This window comes from Dellaglioa sp. CoH-55-MRSF-7 (assembly GCF_056782235.1).
The window spans coordinates 140,007-156,298 of record NZ_JBXAYI010000002.1 but is presented as its reverse complement, the minus strand read 5'-3'; the positions used below and the strand labels follow the sequence as shown (position 1 = coordinate 156,298).

Here is a 16,292-nt window from a genome sequence, read left to right as displayed (position 1 = left end):
TAAGATGAAAAGAGCTTTGATAAGTGTATCTGATAAAACTGGTGTTGCAGACTTCGCTCAGGGATTAATCAAACGTGGATTTGAAATTATTTCAACTGGTGGTACGTTTAATATTTTAAAGGATGCCGATATCGCTGTAATTAGAATTGAAGATGTGACTCACTTTCCAGAAATGCTTGATGGACGAGTTAAAACATTACACCCAATGATTCATGGTGGGTTATTAGCAAGGCGTGACAATCCAGCTCATATGGCTAAATTAGAAGAAGAACATATTGCCTTAATCGATTTAGTTTGTGTAAACTTATATCCCTTTAAAGAAACGATTGAAAAACCTGGTATTACTGAGTCAGAAGCTATTGAGCAAATCGATATTGGTGGGCCTTCAATGTTGCGTTCTGCTGCCAAAAATTTTGAATCTGTTTATGTTGTTGTCGATAAAGCTGATTATCCGTCTGTTTTAGATAAACTCGATGATGATAAAATGGATAATCAGTTTCGTCGACAATTAGCAGCTAAAGCGTTTAGACACACGGCTGCATATGATACTTTAATATCATCTTATTTAACAAAAGAATTAGAAATTGAATTTCCTGAAAAATTGTCATTAACATATGATTTCAAACAAGGAATGCGTTATGGTGAAAATGCACATCAAAAAGCGGCTTTCTATCAATCAGCTTTACCAAATGCTTTTTCGATTGCTGCCGCTAAACAATTACATGGTAAAGAGTTATCGTATAACAATATTAAAGATGCCGACGCTGCTTTAAAAGTTGTCTCAGAATTTAAGCAACCTGCTGTCGTTGCGATGAAACATATGAATCCTTGTGGGGTTGGTACTGGAGAAACGATTAATGCTGCATGGAAAAAAGCATTTGATGCTGATAAAACGTCAATTTTCGGAGGCATTATTGCCTTAAATCGTGAAGTTGATTTAGAAACAGCAACTGAATTACATCATTTATTCCTTGAAATTATTATCGCACCAAACTTCACAGATGCTGCATATGATATTTTAGCTAAGAAGAAAAATCTTCGTGTTATGACAATTGATTTCAGTCAAAAGGACCAAGCTGATAAATATGAATATGTCTCAGTGATGGGTGGCTTACTTGTTCAAGAACGTGATCAAGTCATTGACCAAATGGAAGAATTAAAAACGGTAACTGAAAAATTACCAACAAGTGATGAAAAAGAAGCAATATTATTCGCTCAAAGAATTGTGAAGCATGTTAAGAGTAATGCGATTGTAATTGCAACTAAGGATCAAACACTTGGAATTGGTGCGGGTCAAATGAACCGTGTCGGATCGGTTAAAATTGCGTTAGAGCAAGCACTAGAACATGGGATGGTAGAACCATTTGTCTTAGCTTCAGATGCTTACTTCCCAATGGATGATAGTGTTGAATATGCTGCTGATCATGGTATTACGGCAATTATTCAACCGGGAGGGTCAATTAAAGACCAAGAGTCAATTGATATGGCTAATCGCAAAAATATTGCTATGGTATTTAGTGGCCGTCGTCATTTCAAACATTAAATTGTTAAAATGAGTCTATCTTTTTAACCTATGAAAGGATTATTTTAAATAATGAAAATTTTAGTTATTGGTTCTGGCGGACGTGAACATGCCATCGCACGTAAATTTATTGAAAGTGATACTGTCTCAGATGTTTACTGTTTACCCGGAAACCCTGGGATGAATAACAACGGGATTAAATCTGTGGGTATTGATATCACTAATTGGATTGGCATGACAACCTTTGTCCGTGAAAATGACATTGATTGGACTTTTGTTGGACCAGAAATTCCACTGATAGATGGCATAACTGATTTTTTTCGTGAAGAAAACCTAGTTATATATGGGCCTTCAAAAGCCGCTGCCCAGTTAGAGGGGTCAAAGGAATTTGCGAAACAAGTTATGGCGTCAGCCAATATCCCGACAGCTAACTATCAGACATTTACCGATTACCAGACTGCATTAGATTATATGACGCACCAATCATTCCCAATAGTTATTAAAGCAAATGGATTAGCTGGTGGTAAGGGCGTTATTATTGCTCAAGATCTATCAGAAGCAACTGATGCTTTGCGTTCATTTTTAGTCCAACAACAATTTAATACAACAGAAGTATTAATTGAAGAGTACCTTGAGGGTGAAGAATTTTCATTGATGGCATTTATTGATCGAGATAAAGTTTATCCGATGCCAATTTCTCAAGACCATAAACGGGCATTTGAGGGAGATAATGGTCCTAATACCGGCGGAATGGGCGCATATTGTCCAGTTCCACAAATTTCAGAAGATGTTGTTACGGAATCAATTGAAAAAATTGTTCAGCCAACAGCGGATGAAATGATGAAACGTGGTATTCCATTCACAGGTATTTTATATGTGGGAGTAATTTTAACTAAAGACGGTCCAAAAGTAATTGAATACAATGTTCGGTTTGGCGACCCCGAAACTGAAGTCGTATTACCAAGATTAAAAACGGATTTTGCATTAGTTATTTCAAAATTATTGCAGCATGAAAGTCCATCTTTACAATGGGAAACAGAGGGAATCACTCTAGGTGTCGTTATTGCCGCTGATGGGTATCCAGAAAATCCTGAAAAAAATATTACATTACCCAATTTAAGTGACTTTAAGTCACTTTCCAACAGAATTGATTTTGCAGGTGTAAAATTAGTTGATAAGAAATTAGTTAGTGCAGGTGGACGCATTTATATTATGCATGAATCAGGCGTAGACATGGCAGATGCACAACAGAAACTTTATCAGTTAATTGCTGATTTTGAAGCACACAAAACATTTTACAGAATGGATATTGGTTATAGGGCGAATCTAAAATAAAAAAACGTTCATGTTTACTTATAGTACAAGTAAGCATGAACGTTTTATGAGTTTATGACAGATTAATTAGTGACAATTGAAACATTTGCGGCCTGTAAACCACGGCTACCTTCTTTAATTTCAAATGTTACATTTTGACCAGTTCCAAGTACTTTAAATGCGTCAGATTGTATAGCGGTATAATGGACAAATATCTCTTTTTCATCACCATAAGCAATGAATCCATAACCTTTTTGTGCGCTAAACCATTCAACAATGCCAGATTCCATATCAAACGCCTCCCAAAATTGGTCGTAAAGTTTAAGTACTTCTACAGTATAGGTAACTTTAACCAGTAGTGCAACTAATGACAATCGCAGTTTTCTCAGTTATACTTAAAAGAACTTAATATGAAGGGATGATCAATTTGAACGATATAGAAATTGCACAAAAAAACGTGATGAAACCAATCGAAGAAGTAGCTAACGAGATTGGTTTGAAAAAAACTGATATTGAACCATATGGTAATTTTAAGGCAAAAATAAACTTACCTTTAGATTTACCTAAAAATAAAAATTCTAAGTTAATTCTCGTTACAGCAATTAGTCCCACTCCAGCTGGAGAAGGTAAATCAACCGTAACAGTTGGTTTAGGGGATGCTATGCATCGTTTGAATGAGAAAGTTATGATTGCTCTCAGAGAACCTTCTTTAGGTCCTGTTATGGGGATGAAGGGTGGCGCAACTGGTGGTGGTTATTCTCAAGTTGTCCCAATGGAAGATATTAATTTACACTTTACAGGTGATATGCATGCTTTAACAACTGCAAATAATACACTTGCTGCTTTGATTGATAATCATATTCAGCAAGGTAACGATTTAAAAATTGATCAAAGACGTATCATTTGGAAACGAGTACTTGATATTAACGATCGTGCATTACGCCATGTTGTAGTAGGCCTTGGTGGCCCAATGCAAGGGATACCTAGAGAAGATGGATTTGATATTACAGTTGCCAGTGAATTAATGGCTATTTTGTGTTTGTCAAAAGATATTAAAGATCTAAAATCAAGAATCAGTGATATTGTTGTAGCATACAATATAGATAAAAAACCAATTACAGTTGCTGATTTAGGTGTAACTGGTGCAATTAGTTTGTTATTAAAAGATGCAATTAAACCTAATTTAGTTCAGACTTTAGAGCATACACCTGCCATTATTCACGGCGGACCTTTTGCTAATATCGCACATGGCTGTAATAGTGTTCTTGCAACACAAACTGCCTTACAATTGGGCGACTATGCAATTACGGAAGCGGGATTTGGGGCTGACTTAGGTGCTGAAAAATTTCTTGATATCAAAACACCAATCTTAGGTAAGACACCTGATACAATTGTTCTTGTTGCTACAATCCGCGCTTTGAAAATGCATGGCGGAGTTGCTAAAACTGAATTGAATACTGAAAATGTTGCTGCTTTAAAAGCAGGATTTGTTAATTTAAAGAAGCATGTTGAAAGTATGCAGCGTTATGGCATTCCAGTTGTTGTTGCTATTAACAAGTTTACTGCTGATACAGATCTTGAAGTCCAAACTTTGATTGAACTTACCTCTGAAATTGGTGTTTCCGCTATACCTGCAGATGTTTGGGGACAAGGTGGTGCCGGTGCTCTTGATTTAGCAAAAAAGGTGATTGAAACAACGAATGAGATTCATGAATTTAAAGCATTGTACGAGGCTGATGATTCTGCTGAAACTAAAATTGAAAAAATTGTTAAAACGATTTATGGTGGCGCTAAAGTTGAATATGCACCTAAAGCAAAACAGCAATTACGTCAGTTTAAAGAATTGGGATGGGATAAATTACCTATTTGTATGGCAAAAACACAGTATTCATTGTCAGATAATGCTAAACTGTTAGGAGCACCTACGGAATTTACAATTCATATACGTGAATTTAATCCTAAATTAGGATCGCGTTTCTTAGTTGCACTAACTGGAAATGTCCTAACGATGCCTGGATTACCTAAAGATCCAGCTGCAAATCATATGGATATTGACGATAATGGCCTAATTTCAGGGTTATATTAATTAAGAATTAAGAGGATTTAATATGATTTTATATGCATTATTAGCAATAATTATTTTAGTTGTAGATCAAGTAGTGAAATACGTGGTTTCAGCTAATATTGCGTTGAACACGAGTCAAACAGTTATACCTAATTTTTTATCGATTGCTAATATTAGAAACGATGGTGCAGCTTGGAGTTTACTGGCTGGAAAACAATGGTTCTTTTTTATTGTTTCTGTTTTAGCATTAGGATTAATGATTTATTACTTTTATAAATATAGAACAAACATGGGCTATAAGTTCAGCATTACATTGATGATTGCTGGAACATTAGGCAACTTTATTGATCGATTGAGATTTGGTTATGTTGTTGATATGTTTCAAACAGATTTTGTTAACTTTCCAATTTTTAACGTGGCGGATACTGCGTTAACAGTTGGCGTTATCATTTTATTAATAATTGTTTTAAAGGAAGACGATAAATGACAGAATTAGTAATTCAAGATGAGACAGGACGTCTCGATAAGGTTATTGCGAAGTTAATGCCTGAAATATCTAGATCAAAAGTACAACGCTGGATTGAAAGTGGCGATATTTTAGTTAATGGTAAAACAGAAAAGACTAAATATGCCGTCCAACCAGGAGATAAAATTAATTTAGTAGAACCTGAACCAGTTGAGTTAGATTTAATACCACAAGATATCCCATTAGACATTGTTTATGAAGATGATGATGTTATTGTTGTGAATAAACCGCAAGGTATGGTTGTTCATCCATCACCGGGGCATGCAGATGGTACATTAGTTAATGCATTATTATTCCATAGTCCTTTATCAACAATTAATGGTGCCTTTAGACCAGGAATTGTTCATCGAATTGATAAGGATACTTCTGGACTTTTAATGGTTGCTAAAAATGATAAAGCACATCAATCATTAGCTGCTCAATTGAAAGCAAAAACGAATATTCGTGAATATATTGCTTTAGTACACCAACCGATTAAAGAAGAATCAGGAATTATTAAAGCACCACTCGGTCGTTCACCAAAAGATCGTATGAAGCAAGCGGTTGTTAAAGATGGACGTCCAGCAGTGACACATTTTAAAGTGGAAAAAAATTATGAAAACTACTCACTTATTAAGTGTCAGTTAGAAACAGGTCGTACACATCAAATTCGTGTTCACATGCAATATATTGGGCACCCAGTTGTAGGTGATCCCTTATATGGGTCACGTAAAACAATTAAAGGGCATGGTCAATTTTTACATGCAGCTAAGCTTGGATTTAAGCATCCAACAACGGGTAAAGAGCTTATTTTTGAAGTACCAATCCCACCTATTTTTAAAAGTACGCTGGATTATCTTGACAAAACAAACGCTATCAGGTAACATGAAAATCAATAAAGTTCCTTTAAAATAGTCCTGTGAGACTAAAAGGTAATGTGCGAATAGATTTCTTTTCTAGAAGTCTGCCTCTTAGTCTAAGTATTTTTAGATTAGGGGGCTTTTTTATTGGAAAAAAGGAGGAATACTAGATGGCAAAAGAAGTAGTAGATTCGTTAGGTATGAAACGTGCTTTAACCAGAATGACATACGAAATTATTGAAAAGAATAAAGGTATTGATAATCTGGTACTGATTGGAATCAAAACAAGAGGCATCTATTTAGCAAGACGAATTGCGGATCGCTTAAAACAACTTGAAGGTGCTGATGTTTCAGTGGGTTCACTAGATATTGCACTTTATCGTGATGACCGACATGATGCAAGTTTAGGTAATGAACCAACTGTTAATACGCAAGGTGAACAAATTGATTTTGATATTACAGGTAAGCAAGTTATATTAATTGATGATGTTTTATATACTGGACGTACAATTAGAGCTGCACTTGATGCTTTAATGGATCAAGGAAGACCTCAAACTATTAATTTAGCCGTTCTTGTTGATCGAGGCCATAGAGAATTACCAATAAGAGCTGATTATGTTGGGAAAAATATTCCTACCTCGTCAGATGAACAAGTATCAGTTTCAGTAGAAGAAATTGATGGCAAAGACTCAATTGAAATTGAAAGAATTAAATAATAAATCGTTAAGATGTTCCAGAGAGAGCAAACGATTTAGAAATCTATTAGGGAATAACGTAGGCCCAAACTAGATTTCAACTTCGAACGCATCTCTCTATAGAGGTGCGTTTTTTATATAGAAAGGAAATGAGAAAATGAAAGAAAAGTTTAGAAATGATGATGCTGTACTTGATATCCATGATAGACCATCATTTGGGCAATGGATGGGATTATCAATTCAACATTTGTTCACGATGTTTGGAGCAACAGTTTTAGTACCTATTCTAGTCGGTTTGAACCCAAGTATTGCTTTATTTAGTTCAGGTGTAGGTACTTTGGTTTATATCGGAATTACAAATGGTAAAATTCCAGCTTACCTTGGTTCAAGTTTTGCTTTTATTGCGGTTATGCAAATGTTAATGAAAACATCCGGTTATCCGGCGGTTGCTCAAGGAACGATTGCAGCTGGATTAGTTTATCTGATTGTTTCAATTATTATCGGAAAAGTTGGTTCAGGTTGGCTTGATCGTATTTTACCACCAGTTGTCGTGGGGCCAGTTGTCATGGTCATCGGATTATCTATGGCAACAACAGCAGCAAGTAACGCGATGTTAAAATCGGGTACTTATGATATTAAATATGTTTGGGTCGCAATCTTCACCCTGGCCATTACAATATTTTTCAATATGTATCTTAAAGGATTCATTAGTTTAATTCCCATTTTATTAGGAATTGTCTGTGGCTACATTATGGCCGTCTTATGTGGAATCGTTGATTTTTCTACGGTAGAAAAGGCAAATTGGCTTACATTACCTGCATTCGATGTTGCATTTATAAATTACCAACCTAAAATTTATTGGAGCGCCATTATTGGTATGGCACCAATCGCATTTGTCACAATGACTGAGCATATGGGTCATATAATGGTTTTAAATAAATTAACGAAAAGAAACTTTTTCAAGGATCCTGGACTAAATAGAACCCTTTTCGGTGATGGTGTATCATCAATTATTGCTGGATTTGTTGGAGGTCCTCCAACAACTTCGTACGGTGAAAATATTGGTGTTTTAGCCATGACTAAGGTTCATAGTATTTGGGTGATTGGTGGCGCCGCATTCTTCGCCATTGTCTTTAGTTTCGTTGGAAAAATTAGTGCTTTGATTCAAAGTATTCCAGGACCAGTTATTGGTGGTATTAGTTTTCTACTCTTTGGTGTTATTGCTTCAAGTGGGTTAAGAATCTTAATCGATAATCAAATTGATTATGATAAAAAGCATAATCTGATGATTACTGCCAGTATCCTAGTGTTAGGAATTGGTGGCATGTACTTAAAAGTAGGCGATTTACAATTAACAAGTATTGCACTTGCAACAGTAGTAGGTATTGCACTAAACCTTATTTTACCTAAAGAAGCTAAAAGCGAAAAATAATAGGAGATGATATTTTGTTAGATAAAAAGACAAATTTAGTTCAGTTACAACATTTAGTATCAATCGAGGATCTATCTACAGAAGAAGTTGAAGCATTAATTGAAAGAGCTGAAAAGTTTAAACGAAATCCGTCATTATTTAACTTAAAACATCCTATCTTTACAACAAATTTATTTTTTGAAAATAGTACCAGAACACATAGTAGCTTTGAAGTAGCTGAGCAACGTATGAAATTAAACATTGTCTCATTTAATCCAAGTATTAGTGCACTCAGTAAAGGTGAAACTTTATACGATACTGTTTTAACAATGGGTGCTATTGGGACTCAAATCGCAGTTATCCGCCATCCTGAGAATGAATATTATCAACAATTAATTGGTGATAATGATTTGGGAGTTGGTATTATCAATGGTGGAGATGGGAGTGGACAACATCCTTCACAATGTTTACTCGATATGATGACGATTAAAGAAGAGTTTGGGACATTTAAAGACTTAAAAGTTGCAATTGTAGGAGATTTAACTAATTCGAGAGTTGCTAAAAGTAATATGCAATTATTAAAAAAATTAGGTGCTTCATTATACTTTTCAGGTCCAAAGGAATGGTTTTCTGAAGAATTTGAAGCATACGGTCAGTATTTAGAAATGGACGAATTAGTTGGTGAAGTTGATGTTATGATGATGCTACGTGTCCAACATGAGCGTCATACGGATGATAGTAAATTTTCGAAAAAGAATTATCATGAAAAATTTGGATTAAGTATTGAACGCGGTAAAAAATTAAAAAAACAAACAATTATTATGCATCCGGGTCCGATTAATAGAGATGTAGAATTAGCCAGTGAATTAGTTGAATGTGAACAATCACGATTTGTAAAACAAATGACGAATGGGGTATTTGTTAGAATGGCCATTTTAGAAGCTGTCATTAACGGACGTCATTTAATGGAGGCTAATAGAGCATGAAGAAATTAATTAAAAACGGAACCGTTTTTTTGAATCATAGTTTTAGCCAACAAGATATCTTGATTGAAGACGACAAAATTAAAGCAATTGGCACTAATTTAGCTGATGAACTGTTAAATGTTGATTTAGTTATTGATGCAGAACATTTAATTGTTGTACCCGGGTTAATTGACGTTCATGTCCATTACAGGGAACCTGGATTTGAATACAAAGAGACGATTAAGACAGGAAGTCAGGCCGCTGCCCGAGGTGGTTTTACCACAGTAGGAGCCATGCCTAATTTAGATCCTGTTCCTGATACGTTAGAACATTTTGCTGAAATAAAGCGACGTAATCAAAAAGACGGACAAGTACATATTTCCCAATATGCTGCAATTACCAAAGGTAGAACTTCTGAAGAATTAGTAAATTTTGGAGAATTAAAAAAAGCCGGGGCATTCGCCTTTACAAATGATGGCTCAGGTATTCAGACAGCTGGAACAATGTATCTTGCAATGAAAGAAGCAGTAAAGGTTAATTTACCACTTGTCTCTCATGTTGAAGATAACTCATTATTATTTGGTGGCGTCATGAACGAAGGTGTTCGTGCAAAAAATCTAGGGCTACCTGGTATTATGGGGGTTGTAGAATCATCACAATTAGCCCGAGATTTAATGCTTGCACAAAAAACGGGTGTTCACTATCATATGTGTCACGTTTCTACAAAAGAAAGTGTGGAATTAATTCGACTTGCTAAGAGTCATGGAATTAATGTTTCCTGTGAAGTTTCACCACATCATTTATTATTAACGGATTCAGACATTCATATGGATAATGGTAATTTTAAAATGAACCCCCCATTACGAACTGAAGAAGATCGCCTAGCTTTGATCGAGGGATTATTAGATGGCACAATCGATATGATTGCGACAGATCATGCACCACATAGTGAAGATGAAAAACGCGGTAGCATGCTTAATGCCGCTTTTGGTATAACTGGAAGTGAAACGGCCTTTCCGTTGTTATATACAAGAATGGTTAAAACAGGGATTTTAACATTAGCCCAACTTATTGTTCTAATGAGTGAAGCGCCAGCCAAACAGTTTAATCTAAATGGTGGTACGTTTGAGCCTGGTTCAGTAGCAGATATTGCAATTTTTGATATCAAAAATGAGCAAACAATTAATGAAGCAGATTATGTCTCAAAAGGTAAAAATAGTCCTTTTACAGGGCAAAAAATTTATGGGAAAACAATGTTAACGCTAGTTAGCGGTGAAATCAAATATGATAGTCGAAAGGTTGAGTAAATCATGAAACGATTCTTAATTTTAGAAGACGGAAGTATTTTTAAAGGATTTAGTTTTGGAGCAATGGCCTCAACTACTGGCGAAGTCGTTTTTACGACTGGAATGACAGGGTACCAAGAAACGATTACAGATCAATCATTCAGTAATCAAATTATCACGTTTACTAATCCTATTATTGGTAATTATGGTGTTAATTTGGATGATTATGAATCAATAGAACCTTCATGCAAGGGCGTTATCGTTAATAATGTTGCTAGGGTTTCTAGCAATTGGCGTCAACAATTAACCTTAGATGAATTTTTAAAACAGAAGGATATTCCTGGAATATATGGCATTGATACACGCGAATTAACAAAGAAATTACGAAATGTAGGAACGATGAAAGGAAGCATTATTGATTCCGATGCTGATTTAAATCATGCCTTTGATGCAATGAGTGCAACTGTACTCAACCAAAATATCGTCCAACAAGTTTCAACGATTAAACCCTATCCTAATCCTGGAACAAAATTAAACATTGTATTAGTCGATTTTGGGTTAAAGCACAGTATTTTGCGAGAGTTATCTAAGCGTGATTGCAACGTAATTGTTTTACCGTATAATGCAACTGCAAAACAAATATCTGATTTACAACCTGATGGTGTCCTATTATCGAATGGGCCAGGGGATCCCAAAACTTTACCGGAGGTTGTTGAGATGATCAAAATGATACAACCTAAATTTCCGATTTTTGGTATTTGTTTAGGACATCAGTTACTAGCACTAGCAAACGGTGCAGATACATATAAAATGAAATTCGGACATCGTGGATTTAATCATCCGGTTAGAGAAATTGCAACTGGACGAATTGATTTCACCTCACAAAATCATGGATTTGCGGTGGATAGCGATTCTATCGATTCAGATAAACTGATAGTGACACATCGTGAAATTAATGACGAGTCTGTTGAAGGAATTAAACATAAAACTGATCCAGCATTTAGTGTCCAATTTCATCCGGATGCTGCGCCTGGTCCACATGATGCAGATTATTTATTTGATGAATTTATTGAAATGATAAACCGAGTTGGGAGAAAATAAATATGCCTAAGAGAAATGATATCCATAAAATAATGGTTCTTGGATCTGGTCCTATTATTATTGGTCAGGCCGCAGAGTTTGATTATTCTGGTACACAAGCTTGTTTATCTTTAAAAGAAGAGGGTTACGAAGTTGTTTTAGTGAATTCCAATCCAGCTACAATTATGACGGATAAAGAAGTTGCAGACGAAGTGTACATTGAACCTTTAACGGTAGAATCAGTTTCAGGTATTTTACGTAAAGAGTATCCAGATGCCATTGTACCAACTTTAGGTGGTCAAATTGGCCTTAATTTAGCTATGGAATTGTCTCAATCAGGTATATTAGATGAATTAAACATTGAATTATTAGGTACTAAATTAAAATCAATTGATCAAGCTGAAGATCGTGAACAATTTAAACAATTAATGCAAGAGTTAAATGAACCCGTTCCGGAATCACTAACTGTTGAAACCTTAGAGAGTGCGCTAGAATTTGCAGATATTGCAGGATACCCAGTTATTGTTAGACCTGCATTTACAATGGGTGGGACTGGTGGTGGTCTATGTAAAACAGCTGAAGAACTTAGTAAAACGGTTGTTAATGGATTAGAGCTATCACCAACAACACAATGCTTGATAGAAAAGAGTATTGCAGGATACAAGGAAATTGAATTTGAGGTTATGCGAGACCACGCTGATAATGCAATTGTTGTTTGTAGCATGGAAAATTTTGATCCTGTTGGTATTCATACAGGAGACTCTATTGTCTTTGCACCAACTCAAACCTTATCTGATAGAGAGTATCAGATGTTACGAGACGTATCCTTGAAATTAATTAGGGCCTTAAAAATAGAAGGTGGTTGTAATGTACAACTTGCTCTAGATCCTCATAGTTTTAAATATAATATTATAGAAGTTAATCCGCGTGTAAGTCGTTCATCAGCATTAGCTTCAAAAGCAACGGGATACCCAATTGCGAAGATAGCTGCCAAAATAGCAGTTGGATTGAATTTAGATGAGATTTTAAATCCAGTGACTAAAACAACTTTTGCTGAATTCGAACCAGCATTGGACTACGTTGTTGCTAAAATACCACGTTGGCCATTTGATAAGTTCAATCGAGCAAATCGTTCACTTGGAACGCAAATGAAGGCAACTGGTGAGGTTATGGCAATTGGTCGTAATATGGAAGAAAGCTTGTTAAAAGCAGTTCGATCTTTAGAAATTGATGAAGATTACTTGTGCTTAGATAATGCTCAAAATGCAACTGACTCCCAACTTGAAAACCAGTTGGTTAATGCAACTGACCAGAGATTGTTTTATTTAACAGAAGCAATACGTCGCGGGTACACAATTGAAGAAATTGAAAAACTAACAAAAATAAATTTAGTCTTTTTGGATAAATTAAAACACATAGTCGAAATTGAAATGTCGCTAAGTATCAATATTAAAGATATTGACGTCCTTATTGAAGCTAAAAAACATGGTTTTAGTGATAAAGTTATTGCTGATATTTGGCACGAAACTTCGGAGGATATTAGAAAGTTTAGAATAGAAAATAATATTATTCCAGTTTATAAAATGGTTGATACCTGTGCTGCGGAATTTGAATCAGCCACACCATACTTTTATAGTACGTACGAACATGAGAATGAGAGTTTAAAGAGTAAAAAACAAGCAATTATGGTTATTGGTTCTGGTCCCATTAGAATTGGTCAAGGTGTTGAATTTGATTACGCAACAGTTCATTGTGTTAGAGCTATCCGTGACGCAGGATATGAAGCAATTATCATGAATAGTAATCCAGAAACCGTTTCAACTGATTTTTCAATCGCTGATAAATTATATTTTGAACCATTAACATTGGAAGATGTTTTAAATGTGATTGATGTTGATAAACCTTTAGGTGTAATCGTTCAGTTTGGTGGACAGACAGCAATTAATCTTGCTGCGGGATTACAACAGTATGGCATTAAAATATTAGGAACGTCTGTTAACAATTTGGATCGTGCTGAGGATAGAGAGTCATTCAACCGAGCGATTAAGCATCTAGGATTAAAACAACCCATTGGTAAGACTGCAATAACACAAGAAGATGTGCTTAAGCGAGCAACAGAAATCGGTTATCCCGTTCTTGTTAGACCTAGCTATGTTTTAGGTGGACGTGCAATGGAGATTGTTCAAAATCAGGTTGAACTCGAATTATATTTGCTAAATAACGTTAAAATCGCACCACAACATCCAATCTTAATTGATAGTTATCTTGAAGGTATTGAGTGTGAAGTAGATGCAATTTGTGATGGTGTTTCTGTCTTAATTCCAGGAATTATGGAGCATATTGAACATGCTGGAATTCATTCAGGCGACTCAATGGCTGTATATCCATCACAACATCTATCAGACAAGATTAAAGCAGAAATCGTTAATGCAACTAAAAAGATTGCACTTGAACTAAAATGTGTGGGATTAATGAACCTTCAATTTATTGTGCATCAAGATGAACTTTATATTTTAGAAGTTAATCCACGTGCCAGTCGTACCGTTCCATTTTTAAGTAAAGTAACAGGTATTAAAATGACCCAGGTAGCGACTAAAATTATATTAGGTTATGATTTGCAAGAACAAGGTTACCAGGATGGTTTATACCCAGAATCTAGTTCTGTTCATGTAAAAGCGCCTGTGTTCTCATTTAGTAAATTGAATGATGTTGATCCATTTCTAGGACCAGAAATGAAATCAACCGGGGAAGTTATGGGAACGGATCAAACATTTTCTAAAGCACTCTGCAAAGCATTAGTAGCCGCTAATATTAGTTTATCAGGTAATGGTTCCGTATTAGTAAATGTTAACGACAAAAATAAAAATGCTATATTACCACTTGTTCAACGATTTGTTTTACTTGGTTACAAAGTTTTAACATTACCAAAAATGGTTGATTTCTTTTTAGATAATCAGATTAAAACGTTTACCAGTACAGAGGCATTAAGCGTTAACCGACAATTAGATGATATTAATAATTTGTTACAAACTGGAACCGTTCAATTTGTTATCGATACACTATCAGATGATCACGATAAAGCATCATATGGTTATCAAACGCGTAAAATATCAGTAATGCAACATATTCCATTGTTTACATCTTTACAAACTGTTGATGTACTTATTCAAGCGTTAGAAAGCCAGTCATTTTCAGTAGCAGCACTATAAAAATTAAGGGGAGTAGATAATGATTAATCGACCTATCATTGCTTTAGATTTTCAGAATAGAATGCAAACGACAGATTTTTTACAGTTATTTCCTCAAGATGAACAACTATTTGTTAAAGTTGGTATGGAATTGTTTTACAGTGAAGGAACTCGTTTTGTTGAAGAATTAATTGATCAGGGGCATGACATTTTTCTTGATTTAAAATGTCATGATATTCCAAATACTGTTCGGCAAACTATGACCAGTTTAAGTCGACTAGGTATTTCATTAACAACAGTCCATGCGGCTGGTGGCGTTGAAATGATGAAATATGCATTAGATGGATTAGACCAAGGTAATTCCTCAATAAAAATGCCGAAAATAATCGCAATTACACAATTAACTTCTACCAGCCAAGAACAACTAGAAACGGAACAATTGGTTGAACGACCATTAATTGAAAGTGTCGTTAATTACGCTAAGTTAACAGAATTAGCTGGATTAGCGGGTGTTGTTTGTTCAGCACAAGAAGCTAAAATAATTAAGGAAGCAACTTCCAAAAACTTTTTGGCAGTCACACCTGGAATACGATTGGAAGGGCAGGCAGTAAGTGATCAAAAAAGAGTAATGACACCAGCTGCTGCAAAAAGAAATCAAAGTAGCGCCATCGTTGTCGGACGATCAATAACGCAAGCAGTAGATCCGTTTGCTGCTTACCAAGCAATCAAAAAAATGTGGGAGGAAGCTTAAATGAATTTAGCAGAGACAGTTGCCAGTGATTTATTAGAGATTGGTGCCGTAACTTTATCGCCAAAGAAGCCGTTTATTTGGGCAAGTGGACTAAAAAGTCCAATTTATTGTGATAATCGGTTAACGATTAGTTATCCTGAAATTCGTACTAGAATCGCTAAAGGCATAGCAGGTATTATTCGTGAAAAATATCCTGATACAGAGGTAATTGCAGGAACGGCAACTGCAGGAATACCCCATGCAGCATGGATTGCTAATGAATTAAATTTACCGTTAATTTATGTTAGAACAAAGCCTAAAGATCATGGTACTGGTCAACAAATTGAAGGACGATTAATCAAAGGACAAAAAACTATTTTAATTGATGATCTCATTTCAACTGGTGGAAGTGTTATTCAAGCAGTTAATGCAGCAAAAAATGAAGGCGCTGATGTTCTAGGTGTCATCGGTATTTTTAGTTATGAACTAGCGGCAAGTACGACAAATTTTGCTGATATTAAAACACCTTTTGAGACATTAACTAATTATTCAACACTTATTAAAGTAGCTAAGGAACAAGAAAAAATTAATTCTGATGAAAAATTATTATTGGATAAATGGCGTATCAATCCAAGTAATTGGTTATAGTAAAAAAGTTTCAACTAAGAATA

14 protein-coding genes are annotated in these 16,292 nt (G+C 35.2%); 13 read left to right on the top strand and 1 reads right to left on the bottom strand.

Going from position 1 to position 16,292, the window contains the following annotated elements; translation table 11 throughout:
• Window positions 1-4: 4 nt before the first annotated feature.
• Window positions 5-1,543, top strand: coding sequence for a bifunctional phosphoribosylaminoimidazolecarboxamide formyltransferase/IMP cyclohydrolase (purH, locus tag AC1RPU_RS02535; protein WP_481761305.1), 1,539 nt, complete (start codon window positions 5-7; stop codon window positions 1,541-1,543).
• 51 nt (window positions 1,544-1,594) lie between these two features.
• The gene (gene purD / locus AC1RPU_RS02530) at window positions 1,595-2,857 is read left to right on the top strand and encodes a phosphoribosylamine--glycine ligase (RefSeq protein WP_481761306.1); all 1,263 of its coding nucleotides are present in this window, start codon (window positions 1,595-1,597) and stop codon (window positions 2,855-2,857) included.
• Between the two features lie 62 nt (window positions 2,858-2,919).
• Here purD and AC1RPU_RS02525 read toward each other — a convergent pair whose 3' ends face one another.
• On the bottom strand, window positions 2,920-3,126 hold the full coding sequence (locus AC1RPU_RS02525; RefSeq protein WP_409022794.1) for a cold shock domain-containing protein: 207 nt from the start codon (window positions 3,124-3,126) through the stop codon (window positions 2,920-2,922).
• Between the two features lie 137 nt (window positions 3,127-3,263).
• On the opposite strand from AC1RPU_RS02525, the gene AC1RPU_RS02520 reads away from it, so the two are divergent.
• From AC1RPU_RS02520 to pyrE, 11 genes are all read left to right on the top strand, one after another.
• Entirely contained in the window at window positions 3,264-4,922 is a 1,659-nt protein-coding gene (locus AC1RPU_RS02520) for a formate--tetrahydrofolate ligase (protein ID WP_481761307.1), read from the top strand.
• Window positions 4,923-4,944: 22 nt separating this feature from the next.
• The gene (gene lspA, locus AC1RPU_RS02515) at window positions 4,945-5,388 is read left to right on the top strand and encodes a signal peptidase II (RefSeq protein WP_481761308.1); all 444 of its coding nucleotides are present in this window, start codon (window positions 4,945-4,947) and stop codon (window positions 5,386-5,388) included.
• Complete coding sequence (locus AC1RPU_RS02510; RefSeq protein ID WP_409022551.1) at window positions 5,385-6,290, top strand: RluA family pseudouridine synthase; 906 nt, start codon at window positions 5,385-5,387, stop codon at window positions 6,288-6,290. Before lspA ends, AC1RPU_RS02510 begins: the two co-directional genes overlap by 4 nt.
• Before the next feature lie 146 nt (window positions 6,291-6,436).
• Window positions 6,437-6,982 (top strand): bifunctional pyr operon transcriptional regulator/uracil phosphoribosyltransferase PyrR, encoded by a 546-nt coding sequence (gene pyrR, locus AC1RPU_RS02505; protein WP_481761309.1) that lies wholly within the window; start codon window positions 6,437-6,439, stop codon window positions 6,980-6,982.
• 136 nt (window positions 6,983-7,118) lie between these two features.
• Window positions 7,119-8,393: a solute carrier family 23 protein gene (locus tag AC1RPU_RS02500; protein WP_481761310.1), complete on the top strand. Its 1,275-nt coding sequence runs from the start codon at window positions 7,119-7,121 to the stop codon at window positions 8,391-8,393.
• Between the two features lie 14 nt (window positions 8,394-8,407).
• Window positions 8,408-9,358: an aspartate carbamoyltransferase catalytic subunit gene (locus tag AC1RPU_RS02495; RefSeq protein WP_481761311.1), complete on the top strand. Its 951-nt coding sequence runs from the start codon at window positions 8,408-8,410 to the stop codon at window positions 9,356-9,358.
• On the top strand, window positions 9,355-10,644 hold the full coding sequence (locus AC1RPU_RS02490) for a dihydroorotase (protein ID WP_481761312.1): 1,290 nt from the start codon (window positions 9,355-9,357) through the stop codon (window positions 10,642-10,644). Before AC1RPU_RS02495 ends, AC1RPU_RS02490 begins: the two co-directional genes overlap by 4 nt.
• Before the next feature lie 3 nt (window positions 10,645-10,647).
• Window positions 10,648-11,724 (top strand): carbamoyl phosphate synthase small subunit, encoded by a 1,077-nt coding sequence (locus AC1RPU_RS02485; RefSeq protein ID WP_481761313.1) that lies wholly within the window; start codon window positions 10,648-10,650, stop codon window positions 11,722-11,724.
• A 2-nt stretch (window positions 11,725-11,726) separates the two neighbouring features.
• Entirely contained in the window at window positions 11,727-14,912 is a 3,186-nt protein-coding gene (gene carB / locus AC1RPU_RS02480) for a carbamoyl-phosphate synthase large subunit (RefSeq protein WP_481761314.1), read from the top strand.
• Between the two features lie 16 nt (window positions 14,913-14,928).
• Window positions 14,929-15,642: an orotidine-5'-phosphate decarboxylase gene (gene pyrF / locus AC1RPU_RS02475; RefSeq protein ID WP_481761408.1), complete on the top strand. Its 714-nt coding sequence runs from the start codon at window positions 14,929-14,931 to the stop codon at window positions 15,640-15,642.
• On the top strand, window positions 15,643-16,269 hold the full coding sequence (pyrE, locus tag AC1RPU_RS02470; protein WP_481761315.1) for an orotate phosphoribosyltransferase: 627 nt from the start codon (window positions 15,643-15,645) through the stop codon (window positions 16,267-16,269).
• The last annotated feature ends 23 nt before the right edge of the window (window positions 16,270-16,292 follow it).

Coding starts and splice junctions, on each gene's coding strand:
- lspA (WP_481761308.1), top strand. CDS start 4,945: ATGATTTTATATGCATTATTAGCAATAATTATTTTAGTTGTAGATCAA.
- AC1RPU_RS02525 (WP_409022794.1), bottom strand. CDS start 3,126: ATGGAATCTGGCATTGTTGAATGGTTTAGCGCACAAAAAGGTTATGGA.
- AC1RPU_RS02490 (WP_481761312.1), top strand. CDS start 9,355: ATGAAGAAATTAATTAAAAACGGAACCGTTTTTTTGAATCATAGTTTT.
- pyrE (WP_481761315.1), top strand. CDS start 15,643: ATGAATTTAGCAGAGACAGTTGCCAGTGATTTATTAGAGATTGGTGCC.
- AC1RPU_RS02510 (WP_409022551.1), top strand. CDS start 5,385: ATGACAGAATTAGTAATTCAAGATGAGACAGGACGTCTCGATAAGGTT.
- AC1RPU_RS02485 (WP_481761313.1), top strand. CDS start 10,648: ATGAAACGATTCTTAATTTTAGAAGACGGAAGTATTTTTAAAGGATTT.
- purD (WP_481761306.1), top strand. CDS start 1,595: ATGAAAATTTTAGTTATTGGTTCTGGCGGACGTGAACATGCCATCGCA.
- purH (WP_481761305.1), top strand. CDS start 5: ATGAAAAGAGCTTTGATAAGTGTATCTGATAAAACTGGTGTTGCAGAC.
- pyrR (WP_481761309.1), top strand. CDS start 6,437: ATGGCAAAAGAAGTAGTAGATTCGTTAGGTATGAAACGTGCTTTAACC.
- carB (WP_481761314.1), top strand. CDS start 11,727: ATGCCTAAGAGAAATGATATCCATAAAATAATGGTTCTTGGATCTGGT.
- AC1RPU_RS02500 (WP_481761310.1), top strand. CDS start 7,119: ATGAAAGAAAAGTTTAGAAATGATGATGCTGTACTTGATATCCATGAT.